This window comes from Actinophytocola oryzae (assembly GCF_004364325.1).
Classification (GTDB): Bacteria; Actinomycetota; Actinomycetes; order Mycobacteriales; family Pseudonocardiaceae; genus Actinophytocola; species Actinophytocola oryzae.
In genome coordinates this window covers 14,803-40,853 of the sequence record NZ_SOCP01000010.1, presented here as the reverse complement: position 1 = coordinate 40,853, position 26,051 = coordinate 14,803, and the positions used below count along the sequence as shown (strand labels likewise).

Annotated in this window: 25 protein-coding genes; 13 read left to right on the top strand and 12 right to left on the bottom strand. The window is 69.8% G+C overall.

Annotation, left to right across the window (positions count from 1 at the left end; all coding sequences use genetic code 11):
* Positions 1–42: 42 nt before the first annotated feature.
* The 3 genes from CLV71_RS25580 to CLV71_RS25570 all read left to right on the top strand — a co-directional run bounded on the left by CLV71_RS25580 (position 43) and on the right by CLV71_RS25570 (position 2,565).
* Positions 43–1,227 carry an FAD-dependent oxidoreductase gene (locus tag CLV71_RS25580; protein ID WP_133905391.1) on the top strand — a complete coding sequence of 395 codons (1,185 nt, stop codon included), beginning with the start codon at positions 43–45 and terminating at the stop codon, positions 1,225–1,227.
* Between the two features lie 119 nt (positions 1,228–1,346).
* Entirely contained in the window at positions 1,347–1,802 is a 456-nt protein-coding gene (locus CLV71_RS25575) for a hypothetical protein (protein ID WP_133905390.1), read from the top strand.
* Positions 1,803–1,932: 130 nt separating this feature from the next.
* On the top strand, positions 1,933–2,565 hold the full coding sequence (locus CLV71_RS25570; RefSeq protein ID WP_133905389.1) for a hypothetical protein: 633 nt from the start codon (positions 1,933–1,935) through the stop codon (positions 2,563–2,565).
* A 20-nt stretch (positions 2,566–2,585) separates the two neighbouring features.
* Here the strand turns inward: CLV71_RS25570 and CLV71_RS47910 are convergent, their stop codons facing one another.
* Complete coding sequence (locus CLV71_RS47910; RefSeq protein WP_166664253.1) at positions 2,586–2,738, bottom strand: hypothetical protein; 153 nt, start codon at positions 2,736–2,738, stop codon at positions 2,586–2,588.
* Between the two features lie 61 nt (positions 2,739–2,799).
* Between CLV71_RS47910 and CLV71_RS25565 the strand changes: the two genes are divergently transcribed.
* Positions 2,800–3,390: a phosphoribosylanthranilate isomerase gene (locus CLV71_RS25565; RefSeq protein ID WP_133905388.1), complete on the top strand. Its 591-nt coding sequence runs from the start codon at positions 2,800–2,802 to the stop codon at positions 3,388–3,390.
* A gap of 17 nt (positions 3,391–3,407) precedes the next feature.
* On the opposite strand, the gene CLV71_RS25560 is transcribed toward CLV71_RS25565, so the two are convergent.
* Positions 3,408–4,076: a response regulator transcription factor gene (locus CLV71_RS25560; RefSeq protein ID WP_133905387.1), complete on the bottom strand. Its 669-nt coding sequence runs from the start codon at positions 4,074–4,076 to the stop codon at positions 3,408–3,410.
* Positions 4,073–5,221 carry a sensor histidine kinase gene (locus CLV71_RS25555; protein WP_133905386.1) on the bottom strand — a complete coding sequence of 383 codons (1,149 nt, stop codon included), beginning with the start codon at positions 5,219–5,221 and terminating at the stop codon, positions 4,073–4,075. The genes CLV71_RS25560 and CLV71_RS25555 overlap by 4 nt, the downstream gene beginning before the upstream one ends.
* 153 nt (positions 5,222–5,374) lie before the next feature.
* Here CLV71_RS25555 and CLV71_RS25550 point away from each other — a divergent pair, with 153 nt between their 5' ends.
* Genes CLV71_RS25550 through CLV71_RS25540 form a run of 3 tightly spaced genes read left to right on the top strand, consistent with a single transcriptional unit; the run spans position 5,375 to position 9,143 of the window.
* A complete protein-coding gene (locus CLV71_RS25550; protein WP_133905385.1) occupies positions 5,375–5,791 on the top strand; it encodes a DUF1707 SHOCT-like domain-containing protein in 417 nt (138 codons plus the stop codon).
* Positions 5,788–6,558, top strand: a complete 771-nt coding sequence (locus CLV71_RS25545; protein WP_133905384.1) for an ABC transporter ATP-binding protein — start codon at positions 5,788–5,790, stop codon at positions 6,556–6,558. Before CLV71_RS25550 ends, CLV71_RS25545 begins: the two co-directional genes overlap by 4 nt.
* Positions 6,558–9,143: an FtsX-like permease family protein gene (locus CLV71_RS25540; RefSeq protein ID WP_133905383.1), complete on the top strand. Its 2,586-nt coding sequence runs from the start codon at positions 6,558–6,560 to the stop codon at positions 9,141–9,143. The genes CLV71_RS25545 and CLV71_RS25540 overlap by 1 nt, the downstream gene beginning before the upstream one ends.
* Here CLV71_RS25540 and CLV71_RS25535 read toward each other — a convergent pair.
* Entirely contained in the window at positions 9,134–10,237 is a 1,104-nt protein-coding gene (locus CLV71_RS25535; protein ID WP_133905382.1) for an alpha/beta hydrolase family protein, read from the bottom strand. The genes CLV71_RS25540 and CLV71_RS25535 overlap by 10 nt on opposite strands.
* A 118-nt stretch (positions 10,238–10,355) precedes the next feature.
* Between CLV71_RS25535 and CLV71_RS25530 the strand changes: the two genes are divergently transcribed.
* Together CLV71_RS25530 and CLV71_RS25525 are read left to right on the top strand one after the other, a co-directional pair.
* Positions 10,356–11,426 (top strand): sensor histidine kinase, encoded by a 1,071-nt coding sequence (locus tag CLV71_RS25530; protein ID WP_208297760.1) that lies wholly within the window; start codon positions 10,356–10,358, stop codon positions 11,424–11,426.
* A complete protein-coding gene (locus CLV71_RS25525; RefSeq protein WP_133905381.1) occupies positions 11,423–12,055 on the top strand; it encodes a response regulator in 633 nt (210 codons plus the stop codon). Before CLV71_RS25530 ends, CLV71_RS25525 begins: the two co-directional genes overlap by 4 nt.
* A 3-nt stretch (positions 12,056–12,058) precedes the next feature.
* Here the strand turns inward: CLV71_RS25525 and CLV71_RS25520 are convergent, their stop codons facing one another.
* The gene (locus CLV71_RS25520; protein ID WP_208297759.1) at positions 12,059–12,700 is read right to left on the bottom strand and encodes a TetR/AcrR family transcriptional regulator; all 642 of its coding nucleotides are present in this window, start codon (positions 12,698–12,700) and stop codon (positions 12,059–12,061) included.
* Positions 12,701–12,754: 54 nt separating this feature from the next.
* Here CLV71_RS25520 and CLV71_RS25515 point away from each other — a divergent pair, with 54 nt between their 5' ends.
* Positions 12,755–13,198, top strand: a complete 444-nt coding sequence (locus tag CLV71_RS25515; RefSeq protein ID WP_133905379.1) for a VOC family protein — start codon at positions 12,755–12,757, stop codon at positions 13,196–13,198.
* A gap of 3 nt (positions 13,199–13,201) precedes the next feature.
* Positions 13,202–13,396 (top strand): hypothetical protein, encoded by a 195-nt coding sequence (locus CLV71_RS25510; RefSeq protein ID WP_133905378.1) that lies wholly within the window; start codon positions 13,202–13,204, stop codon positions 13,394–13,396.
* On the opposite strand, the gene CLV71_RS25505 is transcribed toward CLV71_RS25510, so the two are convergent.
* The 3 genes from CLV71_RS25505 to CLV71_RS25495 form a co-directional block, all read right to left on the bottom strand.
* The gene (locus tag CLV71_RS25505; RefSeq protein ID WP_133905377.1) at positions 13,373–14,011 is read right to left on the bottom strand and encodes an RloB family protein; all 639 of its coding nucleotides are present in this window, start codon (positions 14,009–14,011) and stop codon (positions 13,373–13,375) included. The genes CLV71_RS25510 and CLV71_RS25505 overlap by 24 nt on opposite strands.
* A gap of 5 nt (positions 14,012–14,016) precedes the next feature.
* A complete protein-coding gene (locus CLV71_RS25500) occupies positions 14,017–15,273 on the bottom strand; it encodes an AAA family ATPase (protein ID WP_133905683.1) in 1,257 nt (418 codons plus the stop codon).
* Between the two features lie 106 nt (positions 15,274–15,379).
* The gene (locus tag CLV71_RS25495; protein ID WP_133905376.1) at positions 15,380–16,270 is read right to left on the bottom strand and encodes a LysR family transcriptional regulator; all 891 of its coding nucleotides are present in this window, start codon (positions 16,268–16,270) and stop codon (positions 15,380–15,382) included.
* Positions 16,271–16,330: 60 nt separating this feature from the next.
* Here CLV71_RS25495 and CLV71_RS25490 point away from each other — a divergent pair, with 60 nt between their 5' ends.
* Positions 16,331–16,678, top strand: coding sequence for a DoxX family protein (locus CLV71_RS25490; RefSeq protein ID WP_133905375.1), 348 nt, complete (start codon positions 16,331–16,333; stop codon positions 16,676–16,678).
* Between the two features lie 33 nt (positions 16,679–16,711).
* Positions 16,712–17,851 (top strand): trans-sulfuration enzyme family protein, encoded by a 1,140-nt coding sequence (locus CLV71_RS25485; RefSeq protein WP_133905374.1) that lies wholly within the window; start codon positions 16,712–16,714, stop codon positions 17,849–17,851.
* 3 nt (positions 17,852–17,854) lie between these two features.
* Here the strand turns inward: CLV71_RS25485 and CLV71_RS25480 are convergent, their stop codons facing one another.
* The 4 genes from CLV71_RS25480 to CLV71_RS25465 form a co-directional block, all read right to left on the bottom strand.
* Positions 17,855–18,346, bottom strand: coding sequence for a response regulator (locus CLV71_RS25480; RefSeq protein WP_133905373.1), 492 nt, complete (start codon positions 18,344–18,346; stop codon positions 17,855–17,857).
* A 116-nt stretch (positions 18,347–18,462) separates the two neighbouring features.
* Positions 18,463–23,352, bottom strand: a complete 4,890-nt coding sequence (locus CLV71_RS25475) for a DNA repair ATPase (protein WP_133905372.1) — start codon at positions 23,350–23,352, stop codon at positions 18,463–18,465.
* On the bottom strand, positions 23,349–25,415 hold the full coding sequence (locus tag CLV71_RS25470) for an SPFH domain-containing protein (RefSeq protein WP_133905371.1): 2,067 nt from the start codon (positions 25,413–25,415) through the stop codon (positions 23,349–23,351). The genes CLV71_RS25475 and CLV71_RS25470 overlap by 4 nt, the downstream gene beginning before the upstream one ends.
* A gap of 11 nt (positions 25,416–25,426) precedes the next feature.
* The gene (locus CLV71_RS25465) at positions 25,427–25,999 is read right to left on the bottom strand and encodes a hypothetical protein (RefSeq protein ID WP_133905370.1); all 573 of its coding nucleotides are present in this window, start codon (positions 25,997–25,999) and stop codon (positions 25,427–25,429) included.
* Between the last annotated feature and the right edge of the window lie 52 nt (positions 26,000–26,051).

The window sequence follows — 26,051 nt, the reverse complement described above, 5'->3', positions numbered from 1 at the left end:
AGTGCCCCTTGCCGATGGAGTCATATTATGTATAGTCATAGTATGACTTCAGCAATCATCGTCGGCGGCGGCGTGGCCGGTCCGGTCACCGCGATCGCACTCCAGAAGGCCGGCATCGACGCGACCGTCCACGAGGCCTACGACCGAGGGGCGGACGGCGTCGGGGCGTTCCTGACCCTCGCCGTCAACGGGATCGCCGCGCTCGGCACCCTCGACCTGCACCACCTGGTGCGGGACAAGGGGTTCGCGACGCGGAAGATGTCGATCGGCATGGGCGCCGGGCACAAGCCCATGGCGGAGTTCGGCTTCGGCGCCGCCCTGCCGGACGGGACCGGCACCCTGTCCATCCGGCGGGCCGACCTGTACGGCGCGCTCCGCGACGAGGCCGCGCGCCGGGGCATCCGCGTCGAGTACGGCAAGCGCCTGGTGTCCGCGACACCGGACCGGCAGGGCGTGACCGCGACCTTCGCCGACGGCACTACCGCACGAGCCGACCTGATCGTCGGCGCCGACGGGCTGCGCTCGGCCGTACGCACGATCATCGACCCGAACGCGCCGGCACCGAGGTACGTGCCGCTGCTCAACGTGGGCGGCTACGCGAAGGGGCTGCGGCTCGACAGCGCGCCCGGCCACATGCACATGATCTTCGGGCGGGAGGTCTTCTACTCCTACGTCGTGCACCCGGACGGCGACGTGTGGTGGTTCGCGAACCCCCGCCAGCCCAGGGAGCTGAGCCGCGAGGAGCTGGCGGCGGTGTCGTGGCGCGACCGGATGCGCGAGCTGTTCGCGAAGGAGGACGACCTGGCCGGCGCGTTGGTCGACGCCTCCCCGGAGTTCTTCGCGGGCTGGAACACCTACGACTTCCCGAAGGTGCCGGTCTGGCACCGCGACCGGATGGTCGTCATCGGCGACGCGGCGCACGCCACGTCACCGGCGTCCGGCCAGGGCGCGTCGATGGCGATCGAGGACGCGGTGACCCTCGCGCGGTGCCTGCGCGACGGGGCCGATGTGCCCGACGCGTTCGCCAGGTACGAGTCGCTGCGGCGGACCCGGGTCGAACGTGTTGTGGCGCAGGGAAAGCGCAACGGCGACGGCAAGTCGCTCGGACCGGTCATGCGGCGCGTGCTGCCGCTGTTCTTCAAGCTGTACCGGCCGAGCGAGAAGAGCATGGACTGGCTGTACGGCCACCGCATCGACTGGGACGCGCCGGTTCCGGCGGTGGGATGAGGCCAGGATCGACGGACTGCAACCGTTCTGCAGACGAGAGGTGCCAGTCTTCGCCGCGTTCGAAGTTGTCGGCGGTCGCGCTCCCGCGGCGCCGACGTGATCGCGACGAGAGGTGAACGATGACAAGCCATCGATGGTCGCGCCGGTGGAAAGTCCTGGTCGTGCCGGTGTTGATGGTGGGGCTCGCGGTCGTGCCGGCGCAGGCCTCGGCCACCACGGCGCGGACCACCGGCTCCACGGCGTCGCAACAGTCCGAGCCGAGACCCTCGACACCGCAGAACCTGCGAGGTGACTACCGCGACGGCGTCCTCGAGAGCATCAGCTGGGACGCGTCGACGATGCCGGACCTGGAGTACAGCATCTGGTACGACATCCACCTGCACGAGAGCAACGGCGCCTCCCACCTCACCATGAGCTTCCCCACCACAGTCACGATCCGCGAGCTGCTCGACTCGCTGTACCTCGAGCCAGGGCACACCTACACCATCTGGATCGTCGCGTGGGGGCACAGCGCGGGGAAGAACCGTTCCTCCGACGCCAGTGCTCCCCTGTCCGTGACCTTCCCCGACGCCTGAGGGGTCGTCGAGTAGGCAGCCGTCACGCGACCGGGGGGTTCGTACGTGAAGGCTGCCTATTCTGTACGGCCTGCACGTGGTGGCACCTCAGCACGGTTTGGCTCGTCGGACGGCTGGTTAGGCTTCGGTCATGGATCTCGAGAACCCGGTCGTGAAGCTGTGTGCGCAGGGCATGCAGGCGGAGTCGGAAGGCCGAGGTGACGACGCACGGGCGTTGTTCAGCGAGGCCTGGGACGCGGCGACCGACGACTACGAGGCGTGCGTCGCGGCGCACTACCTCGCCCGGCACCAGAACACGCCCGAGGACACGTTGCGGTGGAACCAGGAGTGCCTGGAGCGCGCCGACCGCGTCGGGGACGAGCGTGTGCGCGGGTTCTACCCGTCACTGCACCTGAACATCGCGCGTGCGCACGAGGAGCTGGGCAGTCCCGAGAAGGCCCGCACACACTTCCAGCACGCGGCCGAGTGCCTCGACGACGCGCCGGCCGGGCCCTACCGGGAAGGGATCCGTTTCGCCGTCGCCGCAGGCCTGCGCACGTCCGGCCTCCTGCGTTCGAAGGCCCTGCCCGAGCTGCTGGACCGCCTGTGTGCCAGAGCGGACCTCACCGCGCTCGGCCTGCTGCTGCCGCCCTACCTCGGCGACCTCGGCACCCCGCAGGACCGCATCGTGTTGCTGACGGCTTTGCAGATGGTGCACGCCAACCGGTCGCTGCCGGAGGAGGAGCAGACCGTGCTCCGACGTGCGATCGACGACCTGACGTGACCGTGCCGGGGTGCGCGGACCTAGGCGGCGGACCGGCGTAACTCGGCCAACCGCGCGACCGCGCGTTCCTCGAGGAGATCCAGCTTCTCGCGACGGCGGTTCAGCTCGAGGGTGAGCTCAAGAGCCTCCTCCTCGGTGAGGCTTTCGATGAAGGTGGAGAGCATTTCGACCATGCGTTCGACTCTACATGGGAGGGAGAGGGGTCGCCAGTGGGCGGCGGCGTAGGGTTTTCGCATGGCTCCATTCGTGAAGATCTGCGGCGTGCGGACCGCCGGGGACGTCGCCGCCGCGGTGTCGGCCGGGGCAGACGCCGTGGGCTTCGTGTTCGCGGCCAGCCCTCGGCGAGTGGACGTCAAGACCGCCCTCGAGCTGGGCGAACTCGCCGGAGACCTGCTCACCGTCGGGGTCTTCCTCGGCATGCCGGCCGGCGAGGTCAGGGCCATCGCCACCGCGGCGAAGCTGCGGGCCGTGCAGCTCCACGGCGACTACGACAAGGATACCTTCACCGCTCTGGCCGACCCCGCCTGGCAGCTCGTCCGGGCCGTGCCCTCCTCGGCCCCCGACCTGCGCGTCGGCGCCTACGGCGAGGACCTCCTGCTCGTGGACGCGCCGAAGGCCGGTTCGGGTGAGTCATGGGACTACCACTCGGTCGCGGGTCTGCCCGGGCAGTGGATCCTCGCGGGCGGGCTGACGCCGGAGAACGCCGCCGCCGCCCGCGACACCGCCGGGGCCTGGGGTGTCGACGTCTCCAGTGGCGTCGAGTCGAGCCGGGGAGTCAAGGACGCCACCCTCATCGCCAGGTTCGTCGAGGCCGTCAAGGGATAGCCGAGATCGGCTCGGTGTCACTCGGCCCAGCCGGGGCGGACCAGACCCGACTCGTACGCCAGCACCACGAGCTGCGCGCGGTCCCGGGCGTTCAGCTTGATCATCGCGCGGGACACGTGGGTCTTCGCCGTCGCCGGGCTCACCACCAGGCGCGCGGCGATCTCGTCGTTGGTCAGGCCCTCCCCGACCAGGCCGACCACCTCGCGTTCCCGTTCGGTCAGCACGTCCAGGGTGGTGGGGGCGAAGACCTTCTTGGCCTTGGTCGCGAACTCGGCGATCAGGCGGCGTGTGACGCCCGGCGACAGCAGCGCGTCGCCCCGGGCCACGACCCTGACCGCGTGCAGCAGCTCCTCCGGCTCGGTGTCCTTCACGAGGAAACCGCTTGCCCCCACCCGGATCGCCTCGAAGACGTACTCGTCCTCCTCGAACGTCGTCAGGATGAGGATGTGCACGCCGGCGAGCGCCGTGTCGGCCGAGATCGTGCGGGTGGCGACCAGACCGTCCGTGCCGGGCATCCGGATGTCCATGAGGATCACGTCCGGCCGGTGCTCACGCGCGACCCTGACCGCCTCCTCGCCGTCCGCCGCCTCAGCGACCACCTCGACGTCGGCCTGCGCGTTCAGCAACGCGCGGAAACCCGCCCGTACCAACGCCTGGTCGTCGGCCAGCGCCACTCGAATCGTCATTCGTCCCCACCTGTCGGAAATGTCGCCATCACGCGGAACCCGCCCCCCGGCCGGGGACCCGCCTCGAACGTGCCCGCCAGCGCCTCGGCGCGTTGGCGCATGCCGGTCAGGCCGCTGCCCGTGCCGACGCTCGCGCCGCCGGGCTCGGCGCGGCCCTCGTCGTCGACCTGGACGGTGAGCGAGCCGGGGAGGTAGCTGAGCGTGACCGTCGCGGACGTCGGCCCCGCGTGCCGGTAGGTGTTCGTGAGCGCTTCCTGCACGATCCGCAACGCCGCCGCGTCCACGCCCTTCGGCACGGGACGCTGCTCGCCCTCGACCGTCAGCTCGACCGGCAGGCCCGCGGTGCGCATGCGCTCGAGCAGGCGGTCGAGCTGGTCGAGGCTCGCCACCGGGTGCCGGGGCGCGGCGCGGTCCACGTCCCGCAGGACGCCGAGGATGTTCCGCAGCTCGACCAGCACCTCCTTCGACGACTGCTTGATCGCGGTCAGTGCCTCACGGACCTGCTCCGGCTGCGTGTCGATCAGGTGCAGCGCCACCCCGGACTGGACGTTGATCAGCGAGACGTGGTGCGCGAGCACGTCGTGCACCTCGCGGGCGATGCGCAGCCGCTCCTCGCTCGCCTGCCTCCGGTCCAGCTCGGCCTGGGTGGCGGCGGCCTGCGCGACCCGTTCGCGGCGGGACCTGGCCAGCTCGCCGAGGCCCATGACCAGCGAGACCCACGCGAACACGGCGCCGGCGGCCGCCCAGTTGCCGGGGAAGTCGCCGTGGGTCATGGCCATGACCACGTACATCACGACGCCGCCCCCGTACCCGGTCGCCCATGCGGGCACGCGGGGTCCGTTGGCCACGGCGTTGAACAGCGCGACAGCGACGCTGATGAGGATCGGGCCGTACGGGAAGCTCAGTGCGAAGTAGGTGATGACCAGCGCGTACACCGCGCCGAGCGTCACGAGCGGATGGCTGCGCCGCCACGTCAGCGCGCCTGCCGCCGCCAGCGCGATGAGGACCGTGAACGCGTTGAGGCGGTCGAGCTGGTGCTGGCCCGCCGCGGCGCCGAAGGTGAAGACGACCTGTACGAACGCGACGGGCACGACGAGGACGAGCGGGTGCAGCTGTCCGAACCAGAACGCGCGTTGTGTCGACATCACACCCCCTCTCACCTGTCACGAAGCGTACTTGTGCACGCCGTGTACTACCGGGGGCGCAGACGGAGGCGCTTCGGCGTCTCCACCCGCGGTACCCGAAGTGCCGTCCCGAGCCCGACGATTTCGCGGACCGAGGAGACGACATTGGTCACCATGAACGAGCGACAGGACTTCGAGAAGGCGGTGCGTGCCTCGGACACCGAACGGGAACGCGTCGCGAAGCTGGTCAGTGCGGCGGCCGGCGAGGGCCGCCTCTCCATCGCCGAGGCGGACGAGCGCCTCGAACGTATCTATACCACCAGGTTTCGCCACGAGCTAGCGGAGTTCGTCGACGACCTGCCGGACGACACGCGTCGAACGGCCCCCGCGCGGTTCCCCGTCAGGCTGCGGGTGCACGCGGCCGTCGCCATGGTCGTGTCGGTGATGCTGATCCTCCGGTGGGTCGCGATGGACGTCCCGTTCTTCTGGCCGGCCGGGCCGATGTTCGTGCTGTGGGGCAGTTTCCTGCTGCACGCCCTCTTCGTCCGCGCGGGCGGCGTGCCGCCGTGGGCCCGTCGGGAGTCGTCATGACCACCGTCGCCTCAGCCACCGTCACCGGTCTCGCGGCCCGGGCGGTCGGCGTGTCCAGGAGGTACGGCACGGGTGCCACGGCCGTCACCGCACTCGACGACATCTCCGTGGACATCCGCCGCGGCCGGTTCACGGCCATCATGGGTCCGTCCGGCTCCGGCAAGTCCACCCTCATGCACGCGCTCGCCGGACTGGACACAGTGGACTCCGGTGAGGTGTGGATCGGCGAGACGCGGCTGACGACACTGTCCGACCGGGGGCTCGCGGACCTGCGGCGCGACCGGGTCGGGTTCGTCTTCCAGCAGTTCAACCTGCTGCCGACGCTGTCGGCCGAGGAGAACATCACCCTGCCGCTGGCCATCGCGAAGCGCAGGCCGGACGCGGCGTGGTTCGACCGGGTCGTGTCGGCCGTCGGGCTGGCGGACCGGCTGACGCACCGGCCAAGCGAGCTGTCCGGTGGGCAGCAGCAGCGGGTCGCGTGTGCGCGTGCCCTGCTGCCGAAGCCGGACGTCATCTTCGCGGACGAGCCGACCGGCAACCTCGACTCCCGTTCCAGCGGCGAGATCCTGCGTTTCCTGCGCCAGTCCGTCGACGAGTTCGGCCAGACGATCGTCATGGTCACGCACGACGCCAATGCCGCCGCGTACGCGGACCGGGTGGTGTTCCTGTTGGACGGCAAGCTGGTGCACGAGGTGCTGGAGCCGGACGCCGACGAGGTGCTGGACACGATGAAGCGGCTGGACTCCTTCGAGGGCGGCGGTTCGTGATGTTGAGGGCGACGTTGCGCGGGCTGCTCGCCCGCAAGCTGCGGTTGGCGCTGGCCGGTCTCGCCGTCGTCCTCGGCGTGATGGCGGTCTCGGCGGCCATGGTCACCACCACGACGGTCGGCGCGGGGTTCGACTCGATCTTCGCCACGGCCACGTCCGGGATCGACGTGTCAGTGACCGGCAGGTCCGATGTGGACGCCGAGATGGGCGGGAAGGCTTTCACGCCACCGGTTCCGTCCTCGGTGGTGCCCGAGGTCGCGGCCGTCGACGGGGTGCGCTCGGCGGTCGGCACGGTGTCGGCGGACGGCGCCCGCCCGGTGGGCAAGGACGGCAAGGTGATCGCCGTGCAGGGCCCGCCACGCAGTGGTGTGGCGTGGCGCGGGGAGACCGGGATGGTGCGGCTGTGGTCGGGTCGCGGGCCGAAGGCCGACGACGAGGTCGCGATCAACGCGGGCCTCGCCGACCGAGGGCAGTTCCACGTCGGGGACTCCATCGACGTGCTGACGCTGGCGCCGAGGCAGACGTTCAGGATCGTGGGCATCTACGGCTTCAGCAACGGGCGCGGCACGCTCGGCGGCGACACCCAGGTGGCGTTCGTCGAGCCGGTGGCGCAGAAGTTGATGCTGGGCCAGGTCGGGACGTACAGCTCGGTCACGGTGACCGCCGACCCGGGCGTGTCGCGGGCCGAGCTGAAGGAGCGGATCGCGTCGGCGCTCGGTTCCGGGTACACCGTGCGGACCGGCGACGAGCTGGCCGCGTCGACGGCAGCCGCTGGCAAGGCGTTCGGCGACATCGTGCGGATGATCCTGCTCGGGTTCTCCGGGCTGTCGCTGCTGGTCGGGATCTTCCTGATCCTCAACACTTTCTCGATCCTGGTGGCGCAGCGGACCGGTGAGCTGGCCCTGATGGCCGCACTCGGCGCGCGGCGACGACAGCTCGTCGGGGCCGTGCTGGTGGAGGCGTCGCTCGTCGGGGTGGTCGCCTCCGCCGTCGGGATCGGGCTCGGCATCGGGATCTCGAAGCTGCTGACGCTGGTGATGGAGTCGCAGAGCGGGACAGCGCTGCCGGTCGGGTTGATGGTGCCGGTGTGGGACATGGTGTGGGCGTTCCTGATCGGGGTCGGGGTGACGCTGGTGGCGGCACTGGCTCCCGCGGTGCGGGCGTCGCGGGTGCCACCGGTGGCCGCGATGGTGGCGTCGGCGGCCGAACAGCGGTCGCTGACGAGGATCACGCTGTTCGGCGCGGTGCCTGCCACGGTCGGTGTCGCGGGTGTGCTCGCGGCGGTGCTGTTCGACCTGGGGTCGTTCCGGTGGGTCGCGCTGGCGGGCGGGATCGTGTTGGGGCTGCTGGGGTTGGCGTTGCTGACGCCGATCGCGTCGCGGACGCTGCTGCCCGTGCTCGGGCGGGTGACGGGGTGGTCGATGCCGTCGAAGCTGGGGCGCCGCAACGCGGCCCGCAATCCTCGTCGCACGGCCATCACGGTGGCGACCCTGGTGGTCACGCTCGGGCTCGTCGGCGGGGTCGGTGTGGTCGCGCAGTCGTTGCGGGCGGATCTCAGCAGGAGTGCGACGCAGGGGCTCGGCGCCGACCTCGTGATCAGCGGGGACGGGGTGAGCGCACGGGCCGGTGGTCAGGGCGGTGGTCCGCCCACGGCGGCCGACGGGCGGATCATGCCGACGTTCTCGGCGTCCGTGCTCGACAGGGCCGGTGAGGTGGCCGGGGTGTCCCGCGCCGTTGGGCAGTACGTGGACTCCGTGCAGCTGCGGGGTGCGCACGGGACGGTGCCGTCGTCCGCGGCTGCCGGGGACGTGCGGGCACTGGCGTCGGTGCTCGACATCGGGCCGGTGCGGGCGCCGGGTGACGGTGAGGTCGTGGTGGACACCGCGACGTTGTCGGCGCAGGGGCTGCGCGTCGGTGGCACGGTCGGCATCGCGACGCAGCGGGCCGGGTGGCGGGACTACCGGATCGTCGGGTCGTACGAGCCGAGCTACCTGTTGCGTGGACCGGTGTTCGCCACGTCCGCGGCGGCGTCGCTGTTCGTGACGCGGTCGCCCGCGATCGGGTACGTGACGCTGGCCGCCGGTGCGGACGCCACGGCCGTGACCCGGTCGGTCGCCGGGCTGCTCGCGGACAACCCCGAGGTGTCGGTGCAGGACCAGACGCAGCTCGGCGACGACGCGGCGAGCCAGGTCGACATCGCGGAGACCATGCTGTACGTGCTGCTGGGACTGTCCGTGGTGATCGGCATCCTGGGGATCGTGAACACGATGGCACTGTCCATTCTGGAGCGGACCCGGGAGCTGGGCCTGCTGCGGGCGATCGGGCTGCGGCGGTCGCACCTGGTACGGATGGTAGTGTCGGAGTCGCTGGTGATGGCGGTGTTCGGCGCCCTGCTCGGTCTCCTGGCAGGCGGGGCGGCGGGTGCGGCAGCGGCCCGCGTGATGGGGTTGTCGTCGCTGGAGATCCCCTGGACGTCCATGGCGTTGTTCCTGGGACTCGCGGTGGTCGCCGGACTGCTCGCCGCCCTGATGCCATCGACCAGGGCGGCGAAGGTGAACGTCCTCTCGGCGATCGCCTACGAGTAGCAGTCGGAAGTGCTGACCTCGGGGTAGCTCGCGGCCGGTCGCGCCAGGGGCGGTTGCGGCCGGTCGCGCAGGTGCAGGTCGAGGAACGCGGCGACGTACGCGCGGACTATCTCCACCGAGCGCGTGCCGGCCAGGCTGCTGCCGAGGTCGACGCCGATCTGCCTGCCCAGCATGTCGTAGTCCGTGAAGGACGCGTGCACCGAACCGCTGATGCGCAGCCACTGCTTCGGGCCGGTCAGGTGCGCCCAGTCCCGGACCCACGTGGGGTCGCACAGGTCCTCGCTGAAGAACAGGAACGGTCGGGACAGCCCGCTTTCCGGCAGCGGCTTGAACATCGTGCCGTCGAGGTTGACACCGGCGCGGATCCTCGGGTCCGTGAGCGCGGTCTCGGCGACGCTCGCCCCGCCGAGCGAACTGCCCGCCATCGCGATCCGGGACGGGTCGATCAACGTGCCGCCGCGCCACTTCGGATGTGGCCCGGTCAGCTCGTCGAGCACGAAGGAGACGTCCTTCGCCCGGCTCTCCACCGCGGCCGTGCCGAAGTCGTCCACGTCCAGCTCGCACGCAGCGCAGGTGACGAACCGTCCGCCCGGGAAGGTCATGCCGAAGTTCTCGTAGGTGTGGTCGATCCCCGCCACCACGTAACCGCGGCTCGCCAGCTCCTCGGCGAGTGCGGTGAGCGAGCTGCGCGGCCACGTGAACCCCGGCGAGAGCACCACGAGCGGCAACGAGTGGCGGCCACCGGACGGTGTCGTGTCGAGGTAGGCGTTGGTGCGCGTGCGGCTCAGCGCGTCGTAGGGCACGCCGGTGACGCCCGTGCCACGCAGGACGGCCTCCGACTCGGCGGGGCTCATGTACGGCGCCCGCCGCGCACCTCGTGACGTCGCCGGGTACCACAGGGAGACCATCAGCTCCCGCGCTCCCGCCTCGGGCACCCAGGGGTCCTGGCGGGACTCGTCCTCCAGGTACAGGGAGGTGGTGCCGACGGGGTGGTGCCCGGTCGGCGCCGGGAGGTGGGGCGGGTCGACGGCGTGGGCCGGAGCGGCGGTGAGCAGTCCGGCGAGGACCGCGAGACCGAGTGCCTTGTTCAGCATGGACCCACGTTCGGGGGTCCCGGCGGCGCCGGGTACCGGTCCGAAGAACCGTTTCGGCGCGCACAACAGTACTTTCGGCCGATTCGGCGGACGGGTGACACTTTCGTAGCCTCACCACGTGGACATTCGGGAGGTGTCGGCCGCCGCCGGGTTCGCCGGGGCGCTGGCGCTCCAGGCGGTCGCGGTCGCGGGCAGCTGGGGAGGCCACTACTGGGTGTTCGGCTGTGCGGCAGGCGCGGTGGTGTGCGGGCTCGCGCTCCTGCGTCGGCGGGGGTGGGCCGCGGGCGCGGGGCTCGCGGTCGCGGCAGGCGCGGTGCTGGTCACTCGGTTCGCCCACCTGCCGGTCGAACCGAGTCCCGCCATGGCACTCGGGCTGGCTGTGCTGGTCGCCGCCGAGGTGCGGGTACGTCCGTTGCCACGCGCCGGTGCCGTCGTCGCGGGCGGGTTCGCCGTGCTGCTGGCGGGCTGGCTCGCCGCGCCTGGCGTTCTGCCGGCCGTGCCGACGCTGAACGTCCTCGGCTGGGTCGGCGCCGTCGCGTGTGGACTCGGCCTGCGGCTGCTCGACGCCCGCGGCGAGGCGGCCGCCGAGGCGGTCCGCCACGACGAACGGCTGGCGCTCGCACGGGAGCTGCACGACGTCGTCGCCCACCACGTCACCGGGATCGTGCTCCACGCACAGGCCGCCAGGCGGCGGAGCCCGCCCGACCTGGCCGAGTCGCTCGCCGGCATCGAGACCGCGAGCACGGACGCGCTGACCGCGATGCGCCGGGTCGTCGGCGTGCTGCGGGACACCCGCGACGCGCCGGTCGCCGCGAGGTTCGAGCCGTTGACAGAGCTGGTCGCCCGCTTCGACGGCCCCTCGGTGCGGCTGCGGCTCCCCGACGGCGAGGACGGGTGGTCGAACGAGGTGCGCGGCACCGTGTACCGGATCGTCCAGGAGTCGCTCACCAACGTCGCCAGGCACGCGCCGCGGGCCCGTTCGGTCACGGTCGACGTCACACAGGACGGGCAGGCCGTCACCGTGGACGTCGTGGACGACGGTCCGCCCGGCCGGCCCCACCGTGGCGGGTACGGCCTGGTCGGCATGCGTGAACGTGTCGAGGCACTCGGCGGAGCGCTGGTCGCGGGCCCGCGACCGGGCCACGGCTGGGCGGTACGCGCGACGCTGCCGCTGCGCGAGTCGCGATGACCATCCGCGTCCTGCTGGCCGACGACCAGGCCATGGTCCGCAGCGGCCTGCGGCTGCTCCTGTCCGGTGAACCCGACATCGAGGTGGTCGCCGAGGCCGAGGACGGGGTCACGGCGGTCGAGCTGGCGCGGCGGCTGCGGCCGGACGTGTGCCTGGTGGACATCCGGATGCCGGGGCTCGACGGCGTCGAGGTCACCCGCGCGCTGGCGGGCCCGGCCGTCACCGACCCGCTGCGCGTGGTCGTGGTGACCACCTTCGACGACGACGAGTACGTGTACGGCGCGCTGCGTGGCGGCGCGGTCGGCTTCGTCCTGAAGGACGCGGGCCCGGCACTGCTGGTCGAGGCGGTCCGCGCCGCGCACACGGGCGGCACGCTCGTCTCGCCGTCCATCACCCCGCGCCTGCTGCGCCGCGTGCGGCGGGGATCGTCGACGCGGCCACTGTCCGAACGGGAGCTGGAGGTCGTGCTGGCCATCTCGAGGGGCAGGACGAACCAGGAGATCGCCGCCGCGCTGTTCATCTCGCTGAGCACGGTCAAGGGTCACGTGGCTGGTGTGCAACGCAAGCTGGGTCTGCGCAACCGCGTCGAGATCGCGGCGTGGGCCTGGGAGAACGACGTCGTGCCGTGAGGCTCAGCTCAGCATCGTCGTGGTGATCGTCGTGATCACCCAGGTCCGGTACCGCTCGACCGACCAGCCCTGGCGCCGCCGCAGTAGGTGGTGGACGTGTGGCGAGCTGAGTGCGTACATGGCGGCGCCTGCCTCGTCCGCGGTGAGGTCGTCGCGGAGGAAGCCGGCGTCCTTCCACGCCTGGGCGACCGCGTTGATGTTCTTCGAGGTCTCGTCCGACGCGCGGGTGGACCACTCGCGCATGTCCGGATCCGCACCGGACGACTCGATGGCCGCCATGATCAGGTCGCCGACCCGTTCGAGCAACGCGCAGCCGAAGTCCACGAACTGCCGCACGGCCTCGTGCGGGTCGGGCTCGGACTGGGACGCGGTGAACTCGGCGCGGTCGGACACCGGGACGGGCAGCTCGTCCCCGACCGTCCTGATGTCCATGACCTCGTGGAAGAGCGCGATCTTCGACGGGAAGGCCGTGTAGACGGTGCGTTCGGCGACGCCGGCCTCGGCGGCGATCTGGCGCATGGTGGTCACGGTGATGCCCTGCTCGACGAACAGCCGGAACGCCGCGTCACGGATCAGCTGACGGGTCTGGCGAGCCGCCTCCGCACGTCGGGGCGACCGGTAGGCGCGGTTGACATCACTGCTCATGCGATGCATTCTAGCATCGTTCATTGCAGTGTTACTGCATTCAAGGGAGTCGCCATGACAGACGCCGTGATCACCGGCATCCACCACGTCAAGTTCCCGGTGCGCGACATCGCCACCAGCATCGACTGGTACGAGCGGGTCTTCGGGTTCACGTTCGAGCTCGAGTTCCCGGACGAGGACGGCGTCGTGCGCGGCGTCGCGGGAACGATCCCCGGCCTCGGCGACGCGGGCATCGCGTTGCGGGAGAACCCGCGGGCGGCCGAGGGCTTCGCGGGTTTCGACCCGGTCAGCTTCGGCATCGCGGACCGGGAGGCCGCGGAGGCCTGGGTCATCCGCCTCGACGAGCTGGGCGTCGAGCACTCACCGGTGATCAACGCGAGCATCGGCTGGATCGTCAGCTTCCACGACCCGGACGGCACGGAGATCCGGCTCTACAGCTTCGCCGCGCACGGCCTCGACACCAGCGGGCTGGCGGGACACGCACGCCCACGTGCGTGAGCCATGCCGGACCCCACCGACGCGGAACGCTGGCTGACCGGCGTAGTCGGCCGAGCCGCGTTGCTCGCCACCGAGATCGCACAGCTCACCGACTACCTCGAACTGCACAGAACCGCCGAGCCTGCGTCTGTCATCGACGCACACGCGAGGATTCTCGAGGAACAGCTCCGCCGACTAGACAGTGCCGCGAACGAATGACGTCGTGCCTGGCTCGATCGCGGCGAGGAGGTCGCACATCGACGAGGAGGGATTGTCTCGCGGGAACGACGTGGCGTTCTTTTCGTGAAGCTGGGTGAGCCGCAGGGCCCGCTTCGCGGCGACGGCACGGAGTGGCATGTACGTGTCGCCGTCGATCCGCTTGCCAGTCCGCCCGTCCAGCTTGCGACTCCTGCGCTCGGCTTCGTCCGTGTTCAGGAAGGCGGTCTGGTCCTCGAAGTGAAGAATCAGCCACACCTCGAAGCACGGGTTCGAGATCGCGAGCCTGATGCCGTGCTCTTCGGCCAGACGGACGGCCTCCTTCAGGTTGGGGTGATGCCGTGGCCACTCGACGTCGAAGACGCACCAGCATTCGTCGACCTCGTCGTCACGCGCCCGGTCGACAGCCCGGCGCACCAGTGTCAACGGCACACCTCGCTCCGTGGCAACCTCGATGTTGATCGAGGCACTGCCACGGACGCCTGACAACCGTTTCAACGCGTTGACGTAGTCCGGTTCCGATGCCTCGCCCTCACAGAACACGACGACCGTCTTGCGCTCCGGGCGGTTCGCGGTCTTTCGCCTGAGGTCTTTCGCGCGAGTCCTTCGTGGTGCCATCAGGGTCAGCCGATCAGACCAAGCGCACGGAGTATCTCCGTTCTGTCCACGTCCGGCAGCGCACCGAACCGACCGTGCAGGTATGCCTTTTCGAGGTTCTGCGATCTGCGTACCCGTTCTCCGGCGAACTCGGCCAACGCACCGAGCCGCGTCGCACCGTCCTCCAGTTTCTCGGTGAACCAGACCTCGTCGCGGTTGAGGTGGTTGAGCAGGCTCGTATCGTGCGAGGTGAAGATCAGCTGAGCACCCCTTGGGTTGGTCGCCGGGTCGTGGAACAGGCGAATCAGGTGCATCGACAGCGTGGGGTGCAGGCTCGCGTCGAGCTCGTCGAACAGGAACAACGAGCCTTCCCTGAGTGCACTGAGAACCGGACCGATCAGATCGAACCACGTACGAGTGCCTTCGGACTCGGCCGAAAAGTCGAGCGGCCTTGTCCCATCTTCGGTCCGGTGCACGAGGCGAACTCGTTGCGTCCGTCGATCCCGCTCGACCAGAACGTCGACGATGCCGAGATCAGCCATTCGCAGCAGGGCCAGGACCTGCCTCCGATCCTTCTCCAGGGGATCATCCACACCAAGAAGTGTCTCCTGGCCGTTGTCGTCGAGCCTCTCGAACAGCTGACGGGTCGAGGTGACATGGGAACGTCGTGCCCACCGGTCTCCGCGCGGGTACTCAGGCACGGAAGCTCGAGGTCCGAGTGCTTGTGTGTCGATCAGGTAGTTCGCGAAGTCCGCGACCAACGGCTCGTCGAACCGCCGCGCGATGGACAGCGCCAAGGCACGACTCGTCAGCAGCTCGCGGGTGCCGGACAGGCTTCCGAGTCCGCGCTGCAGGGTGAACTCGGTTCCCTCGCGTTCGAAGATTCGTCGGCGCTTCTTCTCCGGGTAGTGGAACAGGCCCTCGTAGTGAACGGCCTCACGATCCAGTTCGACCACGTACTCGAACCGCACGCCGGAGACGACGGCCTCGACCGTGAACTGCGACGGTCCAGGACTGTCCACAAAGGCGAACAGCTCGACGGGGATCTCGTCGTCCCAGAATCGAAGGGAGTCACGAATCCCCGTTCGAAGCCAGTTCAGCGCTGCGAGGATGTTGGACTTCCCGGAGGCGTTGGGACCGAAGACGGCCGCGACCGTGAGCAGATGCTCGCCGAGGTTGGGCGCGGGCCGTGACTCGACCCGATCCCGGTCGACAGCGACCATCGACAGCTCGACGGGTTGACGTATCGAACGGAAATTCGATACCTCGAATCGAACCAGCATGGTCACCTCCCGACCGTCATCGCGTGCACACAGCGCCTCTTTCGTCGAAAACCTACGACAATCTATCCTTTTCGACGCTCTGGATGCCAACTCGGACTGCCACTCGTCACCTTCTGAGCTCCAGGCAGCACTGCACGAAGTCCTGGATGACGAGGTTGTCATCGTCGGCCGGGGCCCACGCGACCGCTACCTGGCTGGGACTGATGCCGGTCACCGGGCGGTAGGTGATGCCCGGGCGGTTGTAGAAGCGGGCGGCGGACTCGGGGGCGAGCGCCACGCCGTAACCGTTGGCTATCGCGGTGAGCCAGGCGTCCGGCTGGTCTGTCACGGCGCCTATCAGGGGCTCTCTGCCCTGCCGGGCGTCGGTGGCAAGCCAGTAGTCGCGCCACGCGCCGGTTTCCGGTGGTGCCGCCACGAACGGCTCCTCCCACAGGGCCCCGAAGGCGATCTCGGGGGCGGACGCCAGCGGGTGGGCACTCGACAGGGCGACCCAGCGGGGTTCCGTCAGGAGCGGCTCCACCCGCAGGTTTTCCTGACCCGGGAAGGGGAGGCGCAGCAGTCCGGCGTCCACGTCACCCGCCGACAGACCCGCGGTCGGGTTCCCCCACGAGCCCTGACGCATCTCCACCCGCCAGCCGGGGCGGCTGGCCGTGAACGCGGCGATGATGTCCTGCGTCGCCTCGTTCACGGCGCTGCCCAGAAAACCGATTCGCAGCACCCGTGACGCCCGGCTCGCGGCGCCCCTCGTCTCCCGCAGGACGCTGTCCCACGACGCCAGCAGCGTCGGCACGCGGGCCGCCAACGCCGCACCCGGTTCCGTCAGCGTCATGCCGGTGTGGGAGCGGGTGAACAACCGGACACCCAGCTGCGACTCCAGCTGCCTCACCTGTTTGGTCAGCGCAGGCTGCGACACGAACAGCCGCTCGGCCGCCCGGGTCAGGTTGCCCTCCTCGGCGACCGCGGCGAAGTACCGCAGCAGGCGGGTGTCGACGTCCATGCCGCCAGGTTATCGACGCAGGTATTGGCCATGGCGCCGGAACGCGGGTCGACTGGGCGCATGTCCCTCTACCTCGTCGTCGCGGGTGTGACGATCGTGTTCAACCTGGCCGCGGCCGTTGCCGACCTCACCCGCGCGCGGTTCGTGCTCGACAACTCGGCCGAGCTCGGCATCCCACCGCGCTGGGTCGTGCCGCTCGGGTTGCTCAAGGCGGCCGGTGCGGTAGGACTCGTCGTCGGTCTGGCCATGGACGTGGTCGGTTTGGCCGCCGCGGTCGGGCTCGTGCTGTTCTTCGCGGGCGCGCTGGCCGTGCACGCCCGCGCCCGCGTCTTCCACAACATCGCCTACCCCGGGGTGTTCTTCGCGCTGGCCGTCGCCACGCTCGTGCTCGGGATGGGCCGGACGTAGGCTCGGCTCGGAGACGATCAGGAGGAGGTCCACATGCGATTCGACACACTCGCGGTGCACGGGGGCGAGCGGGTGCCGGGGCCGGAGGGCTCTGTCGTGTTCCCGATCTTCCAGGGCACGGTGTTCACGAGTGAGCCCGGCGAGGGCTACCACGACATCAAGTACCACCGGCTGAACTCGACGCCGTCGCAGACCTACCTGCACGACAAGCTCGCCGCGCTCGAGGGTGCGGAGGCGGCCGTGGCCACGTCGTCGGGCATGGCCGCGGTCACGACGATCCTGCACACGCTCCTCGGCGCGGGTGACCACCTCCTGGTCAGCGACGTCCTCTACGGGGGCACCTACGACTTCGTCACCGCCCACGCCGCACGGTTGGGCTGGGAGTACACGGCGATCGACCCGCAGGACCCCTCGTCCTGGGCCGTGCGGGACAACACGAAGGCAGTGCTGGTCGAGACCATCACCAACCCCCTGATGCGCGTTGCCCGGCTGCGTGAGGTCGTGGCCTTCGCCAGGGAGCACGGGATCGTCAGCGTGGTGGACAACACCTTCGCCTCACCGGTCAACTTCCGGCCCGTCGTCGCGGGCTTCGACCTCGTGTTCAACAGTGCCACCAAGTACCTGAACGGCCACTCCGACCTGGTCGCCGGCTCCGTCGCGGGATCGGGCGAGCTGGTCGAGCGGGTTCGCCACACGCTCAACCTCTACGGCGGCAGCCTCGACCCGCACGCCGGCTACCTCCTTGCCCGCAGCCTCAAGACGCTGGGGGTGCGGGTCCGTCAGCAGAACGCGAACGCCCTGGCGCTCGCGTCGTTCCTGTCGTCGTCCCCGAAGGTGGTGGCCGTGAACTACGCGGGGCTGCCCGACCATCCCGACCACGCCCACGCGGGCGAGTTGCTGAACGGCTTCGGCGGGATGCTGAGCTTCCGGCTGGCGGGCGGGGTCGAGGCCACCGAGGAGTTCTTCGCCGCACTGACCCTGCCTGCCGTGGCACCCAGCCTCGGCGGGGTGGAGACGTTGATCACGAGGCCTGCCGCGACGTCGCACGCCGGCATGACGCCGGAGGACCGTGCCGCGACCGGCATCACGGACGACCTGGTCCGCCTGTCCGTGGGCATCGAGGACGCGGAGGACCTGCTGGCGGACTTCGGCCAGGCGTTGGACAAGGTGTAGTCGTTATGGCAGGAGGTGAACCGCCCGCAGCCATTCCTTGATCTCCGCCTCCGAGGAGACGACCGCACGGTCGCTGTACAGCTCGGAAGTTTCGGTGAAGGGACTGAAGATGACGACCGGCGCCTGGCGGCTCGCCCGCTCCAGCTCACGCAGAACCGTGTCGCCGTCCTCGATGCGGCTCATGTCCGAGACGATGATCGCGTAGGTGTGCTCGCGGAGGCGGTCGACCGCCTCCGCGGTGCTGCACGCCACGTCGAGCCGAACTCCCTGGCCACGCAGGCTGTTGAGCAGCCGCGCGTTGTGGTCCGGCCGGTCGTCCACCCACAGCGCGCCGGACGACGGCGGCCCGTCCTCGCAAGGTGCTCGCAGTAGGCGGTCGAGCAGCCGTTCGATCGGTTGCTGGAACAACACGGCCACGGCGACCAGAGCGAGCGCGACCACGATCAGCAGTGCGGTGATCACCGGATGGCTGTCGGCGAAGTCCTTCGCCAGCATGACTCACCTGTCTCGGTTTTGCGACTCCCCTTCACATACTTTATCGGCCGACAGGTTACGCGTGTCGAGCACGTCCACCGGAATATCTACGGATTGCCGCACAGTCGGGCACGGTGTCAACCAATTCGTTGACTTGCCCTGGTAATCGCCGATTCCACCGCGGCCACCCGGTCCGCGAGCAGGCCGACCGCACCGACCGCACGCACCATCGGATCGTCCTCCGCGCCGCCCAACGCCTTGTCCCGCAGGTAAGCCGCCTTGACGTCCGTCCAGCGCGCGGCCATCTCGGGGGTCAGGCTGCCACGCAGCTCGGCCAGCTTCAGCAGGTTGGCTTCCGCGCCTGATGTCAACGTCTGCGCCTCGCCCGCGTAGTGGTCGTCGATCGCCGCTTCCAATTCCTGATCATTCATCGCGGGCACAATGCGCTCGGCCAGCTTGTTCATGTTTCGGTACGAACCCTGCAGCAGGAACGGCGGCTCGGTGCGTGACGAGTCCGCCTGCGCCGCCGAGGCGATGTAGGCCTTGTTGTTGGCCAGCACGACCTCCTGCACCCGCAGCAGCTTGCGCAGCACGGAGGTGAGCTGGTCCAGCTCCACCGCCGAGTACGGGTGCGACAGCCGGTCGGACCGGACCTCCTCGCCACGCGCGAGCCTGAGGAGCAGCTCCAGATCTCCTCTGTCGCGTGTGGACAGTGGGGACAGCACCTGGTTGGACGTCAGCGAGTTCTCCAGGTAGCTCAACGCGAACTCGTCCTCGCGGCCGGACAGCACGTCACCGAGGTTCCACACGTCCGCGCGGTTGGCCAGCATGTCGGGAATGCGGAACCGTTTGCCTGCCTCGGTGTACGGGTTGCCCGCCATGCACACCGCGAACCGCTTGCCGCGCAGGTCGTAGGTCCTGGTGCGGCCCTCCCACACACCCTCCATCCTGCGCTGCGCGTCACACAGCGAGATGAACTTCTGCAGCAGCTCCGGTGACGTGTGCTGGATGTCGTCCAGGTACAACAACACGTTGTTGCCCAGCTCCAGCGCGAACGAGATCTTCTCGACCTCCTGGCGCGCGGTCGCGTTGGGTGCGTCGGCCGGGTCGAGCGACGTGACGTCGTGGCCGAGCGCGGGGCCGTTGACCTTGACGAACACCAGCCCGAGCCGGTTCGCGACGTACTCCATGAGCGTCGTCTTGCCGTAGCCGGGCGGGGAGATGAGCAGCAGCAGGCCCATCTGATCGGTGCGCTTCGCCTCACCGACCGCGCCGAGCTGCTTGGCGAGGTTGTCGCCGATCAGCGGCAGGTAGACCTCGTCGAGCAGCTTGTTGCGCACGAACGCGCTCATGACCTTCGGCGCGAACTCCTCCAGCCGCAGCCTGGCGCGCTCCCTGGTCAGCAGCTCGTTGCGGTGCTTCTGGTACGCCCGGAACGCAGGCACCCGGTCGAGCCGGAACGTCCTGGTCCTGGCCAGGATCTCGTCGAGCCGCACGGTCATGCGGCCACCCACCACACGGGGATGTGCGCCGAGCAGCCCCTCGACCGTGGCGGTCACGGCCGCGGACGAGTCGTGCCTCGGCAGGTCGCACAGCAGCAGCGCCACGGCCTCCGGCAGCTCGTCGGCAGGCAGCTCGTCCTGTGTGGACACGAAGGCGGACAGCCACGCGGTGGCGAGCTGGTACCTCGCCTCGAGGTCGTCGAGGGCACGCAGGTCGTCGTCGAACTCGCGGCGGCCGCCCAACGCGCGGCGGAACCGCTCGACGAGGGTCCGCGCACCCGCGCTGGTCACGAAACCGAGCGGGGTGGCACCCAGCTCCTCGAACAGGTACTCGGCGGCCAGTGCGGAATTCCCGGTCGCCAGAGGGAACCGGTCGATCGCGACGGCCAGCTCCGCGCACAGCGAGGCGATCGCCGGGACCGGGCCGAACGCCTTCCGTGCTCGCGCCAGCGAACCCGCACGGGTCGACCACACCTTGCGGACATCGTCGGAGACGCCGTGCGCCCAGAACAGCTGCGCCAGCGCGCGTTCCGCGGCCGGGTAACGCAGCAGACCGGCGCCCGCAAGCAACCGCTGGAGCACCTCGAGGATTGCCGCGGCATCGTGGTCGTGCACGCCGCGCTCGTAGCCCTCGTCGTAGCGGGACTCGGCCGCGCGGCGGACCACGTCGAGCACGTCCGCGTCGTCCGCGACACCCTCGGCCAGCACCGAGGTCGCGAGGTACTCGGCCCGGTACACGTCAGCCGTCTCCGACACCAGGAACTGGTCCCAGAAATCCTTCGTCGAGCCGAACTCGGCATCCCGCACCACCGTGCGGAAGTCGGTACCGGTGACGGCCAGCGCCATCTCGCCGTCCTTCGGCACCAGCGTCAGGTCGACGGCCTGCGTGTTCACGGCGAACCGGTGCCGACCGAGACGAACCGTCTCGCCGCCGTCACCGAACAGGTCCGCACGGTCCCGCAGCGAGCGGGCCGCCTCCTGGCGGGCCGCCTTGAGCCTGCCGTCCAGTTCCTCCGCGCGCACGGTGTCGTCGAGGGCACGCAGGTCGTCGGCGACCGACCGCACCTTCGCGACCATGGGGTCGGACGCGAAGTACGTGTTGATATCGTCCACTGTGGACAATGTGGCCACGCGGCGGGTGATGCTGGTCAGGATCCGGGAGGCCGAGTCGACCAGCCGGTCGGCACGCCGGGCCTGTTCGTCGACCAGTGCCTGCTTGCGTGACGAGAACGCCTCGTAGACGTCGGTGCGCTTCGCGGTCAGCTCGACGAGGAAGTCGTCGAACTCGCTGAACCGCGATTCGAGGTTCTCCAGCTGGAGCAGCAGCCTGCCGAGCTGCTCGTCGCACTTGCGTGGCGTGTCCGCGACCGCGAGCGCGCCCGTGATCGACTGTCCGAGCAACGCGAACTCGGCCGCGAACGCCGCCCGACCCTCCGTCGCGAGCAGCTCGCGGCGCCGACCGTCCACGGTGGCCCGCGCACGGTTGACCCCGCCGAGCACCTCGCCGACGCGTTCCAGGATCTTCGTGCGCACGGTCGCGTCGCCGATGTCCAGCGAGCCGACGACCTCGGTGACGATCTCCAGCCCGGCGGCCTGCTCGGCGAGCCGCGAGGTGACCGGTCCGGCCTCGGCGACGGTCCTGATGGCCGACGCCTCGGTGACGAGCGCCTCGACCTTCTCGTGGTAGCCGGTGAACGCGTCCTCGCCCTGCAGGAACTCGACGGCCCGCTGCGCGGCACTGTCCAGTTCGGAACTCAGAGTCTCCGCGTGTGCGTCGATCCGAGCCGTGTCCACGTAACGCAGCTCGCGCAGGGTCTCCAAGCGTCCCTGCGCACGCCGCAGCTCCGCCAACTGGCCGACCCACTCGTCCGCGGACCTCGGCGACTCGCCCCGCACCCGCCGCACGAGCGATGCGACGTCCTCCCCGGTCTTCGCCAGCTCCGCCGCCGCGGTGTCGGTGAGTGCCTTGACGTTCTCGAACTCGGCGAGCACCTGCTCGGCAGTCGCGCGGACGTCGGTGAGCGCACCACGCAGGTCACCAAGCTCCTGCTCACCCAGCCAGTGATAGCTGTCGAACGCCCTGGCACAGGCGGCGATCAGCCCTTCGAACACAGGCGTCGACGGCGCCATCTCCTCGACCATCCGCGTCACGGAGAGGCAGTCGGAGATGCCGCGCACGAGGTCCGCGTTGCCGATCCGTGCCAGCGGCCCGGTGCCGACCGGCTGGGCGGCGGCGAAGGAGTCCGTCACGTACGGCGTCTGCCACACCTGCATCGGGTGCACCCGCGTCGGTTCCTCCGACGTGGCGCGGAACGCGACCAGCGTGCCGTCCTCGAACAGCGAGTACCCGTGACAGGGCAGCGGGTTCGCGACCTCCTTGCGGATCACGTTGTACGGCAGGAGAAGCGACCGGCCTTCGCGACGCGCGTGGAAGACGTACAGCACGTCCTCGCCGTTGGGCGACCGGATGACCCGCTCGAACTCGAGGTCGTCGGTCTCCGTGTCGAACGTGCGGGACACGCCGGTGGCAAGGTAGTAGCCGCCGGGGAAGATGATGCCCTGGTCCTCGGGCAGCCGCTGGCACGCCTGGCCGATGCCGTCGAGCCGCACGACCGTCTTCGTCCTGGTGTTGAACACCAGGTACCGGTAGGTCTTCTCGTTGTACGGCAGGATCTTCAGCAGGATCAACGGTCCGACCCGCGCGTACCGAACGTCCGCGTCCGCGAGGCTCTGCAGCGGCTCGTCCACCGGCTCGCGGTAGATGCCCTCGCCGACCTCGGTGTTGTTCTCGATCTTGACGGTCAGGTCGCCGCCGACCGTCTCGATGAACAGCTCGTCCTCGACGGAGATGTGCGGGTGGCGGCCGAGCACGTGGTGGTCACGCGTGGTCTCGGTCCACTCGAAGTCGTGCGCGGCCGGGAACACGTGGTCACGCTCACCCACGTTGTCCAGATAGGACAGTGTGCCGTCCGCGCCGACCGCCCAGCGCAGCACCTTGATGTCCTCGGTGCGCGGACCGGTCTGGAACACCGCCAGCAGCTTGCCCTCCACCGGCCGCAGCTGCATGAGCCGCGTCTCCCGGTAGTACCGGTACAGCTCGGTGAACTCGCACCGGAACCGCTCGTCGGCGAGCAGCTCCGGACGCTCGCCACCGGCGTCCTCGAACCGGAACGCCTCGCCGTCGCGGGTGAAGCGGTGCAGCGAGAAGACGTCGTCGACGGTAGTCTCCGGCCGAAGCCCGATGAAGACGTTGTAGCCGAACAACATCAGCCCACTGGCGTCGCCGTCACCGTCCGGGATGGACACGATGTCACGCGGCACGCAGTTGTGCTCGGTACGGATCCGCTCGTTGCCGACGAGCCGCAGCACGGTGGCGCCGAACGCCTCGAGCCGCCGGGTGTTGAGGGTCTCGGCACGCCGGGCCAGCTCCTTGGCCTGGTCGGCGAGCCGAGCCCGCAGCACCTCGTACGTACGTGCGTCGAGCCCGTCCTGGACCGTCGCGGGCGCGGTGACCGTGGCGGTCACGGCTTGGTGGAGATGACGCCGGCAGGAGAGTCAGGCACCCGCTCCACCACGGGCAGGCCGCCCGCGAGCAGCTCCTGGATCCGTGACGCCTGCGGACCGCCGTCCTTCATCATCTTCATCAGCATCGCCGACATGGACAGGTTCTTCACGTCGTCGGTCCCCAGCGAGGACAGGATCTGCTTGATGTCCTCGGCCAGGTTCGCGTCCCCGTTGAGGTACGGGCCCGCGACCGCCCTCGCCACGTCGGAGTTCTGCACGAACCCGTCGACGCTCTTGCCGAGCGCGATCGACCCCATGAGCTTGTCGAAGAACATGCTCTCGCCGCCGACGATGTCGATGTCGGCCTTCTCCAGCCCGGCCGCCAGCACCATGGCCTGCGACTCGGCGACCTCGCGCTGCGCCTGGATGCCCGCGAGCCGCAGCTCCTTCTCCGACTCCAGCCGCAGCCGGAACTCCTCGTGGCCACGGGACGCGTCGTCGAGTGCGGCCATCGCGGCGGCCTTCTCGGTGAGGCCCTCCGCCTCGCCCTTCAGCCTTTCGCGCAGCGCGTCGGCGCCGGCGAGCGCCTTCTCACGGTCCGCGACGGCCTCGGCGCGACCGACCTTCTCGATGCCCTCCGCGTTGGCGAGCGCCTTCTCCCTGACCACGACGGCTTCCGCGCGGCCGACCTTCTCGACGGCCTCGGCGTCACGCTCCCTGACCAGCACGTCGGCGAGACCCGCCGCTGCCGCTTCGGCCTGGATGCCTTCCGCCAGGCGGATCTTGGCGCGGGCGTCGAGGTCCGCGGTCTGCTGCCGCGCCTCGGCGAGGGTCAGCTCCTCGCGTGCCTTGTGCTTGGCCGCGGCCTCCGCCGCCTCGGCCGCCTTGATGTCCTTGACGAGGTTCTCCTGCGCCTCCGCCTCCGCGGCGATGATGACCGCCTGACGAGTGCGCTCTGCCTCCTCGACCGCGCGGAGGCGCTTGATGTTCTCCTCCTGCTCGGCGACGGTCTTGTCGACGGCGATGCGCTCCCGGACGACCTCGGCGACCGAGCGCTTCTCGACCTCGACCTCCTTGTCCTTGGCGGCGTTGGCGAGCGCGATCTCCCGGTCGCGCGCCACGACCTCCAGCAGGCGGTCCTTCTCGATGCGCTCGGACTCGATCGCGATGACCCGCTCGCGGTTCTTCTCCGCGACGGCGACCTCGCGGGCCCGGTTCTGGTCCTGGATGCCGAGCTGCTCGTCGGTGCGCAGCTGCGCGGACTGCGACTTGAGCCGCTCCTCCGCCTGCACCTTCTGGGTCTCGGCCTCCTCGCGGGCCTTCATCGTCTCGATCTCCCGGCGCTGCCGGTTCTCCGCGTCGGCCTGCCTGCGTTCCAGCTCGAGGATCGCCTCGCGGGCGTCCACGTTCTGCTTGGTGATCTCCTTCTCCTCGTTGCGCTGGAACTCGTTGGTCCGCACGTGCTCGATCGCCGTCAGCTCGGTGATCTTGCGGATGCCCTGCGCGTCGAGGATGTTGCTGGCGTCGAGCTGCGCCATCGGGGTCTGCTCGAGGTAGTCGATGGCCGCGTCCTCGAGGCTGTAGCCGTTGAGGTCGGTGCCGATCACCGAGAGGATGCGATCGCGGAACTCGTTGCGCTTGGTGTAGAGGTCGACGAAGTCGAGGTGCTTGCCGACAGTCTTGAGCGCCTCGGAGAACTTGGCGTCGAACAGCTCCTGGAGCGTGCGCTGGTCGCTGGCGCGGGCCGTGCCGATCGCCTGCGCGACCTTGATGACGTCCTCGCTGGTCTTGTTGACCCGCACGAAGAACGTGATGCGGATGTCGGCGCGGATGTTGTCCTGGCAGATCAGGCCGTCCTGGCCGGTGCGCTGGATGTGGATGGTCTTGACGGAGATGTCCATCATCTCGGCCTTGTGCAGCACCGGGAGCACGACTCCGCCGGTGAACGTGACGTAGGCGCTGCGCACCTTGTTGACGATCAACGCCTGGCCCTGCTCCACCTTGCGGTACAGGCGGCTGATGGCGATCAGCACGAGCAGCAGCACGACGACGACCACGCCGCCCGCTATCAGGATTGCTTCCATTGTTTTCCCCTTCAGGCGGGCGCGACCCAGAAGAACTCGCCGTCGATGTCGTAGTCGAAGATCAGTGCGCGGTGTCCGTTGGCCAGCTCGTGCTCGCCGGTCTGCCGCACCTGGACGATCGCGGACGAGCCGTCGGCGGCGGCCACCTCGGCCTGCCCGAAGTCACCGGTGACCCGGCCGGTGCGGATCACGCACACGCGGCCGACGAAGTCGCCCCGGGAGGCCTCCCCACCGGGGACGTAGAGCCTGCGCAGCGGCGGGGCGGCGAGCCGGGCCGCGACGAGCCCGGCGGCGACCGCGACCAGGAGCACGAACATGCCCATGATCACGTCGAGTGGCGAACCGAGGCCGTCGATCAGCACGGTGCCGGTGAGCCCGACGAACCAGGCGACGACGGTCAGTATCGACACGGTGACCGTGACCGGCACACCGCCGAGTCCGAACCCGAGGTCGACGTCGGCGTCACCGAGCTCGACGTCGAGCGTGCCGACCAGGACGAGCAGCCAGTAGAGAACGACCACCACGAGCAGGGCGGTGAGGATGACGGCGGGATAGGAGAGCGCGGCACCAACGAAGTCGCCCATGCGCGTATGCCCCTCCCACCTCGGCATTTCCCCCGGTTGCGGGGACTATACC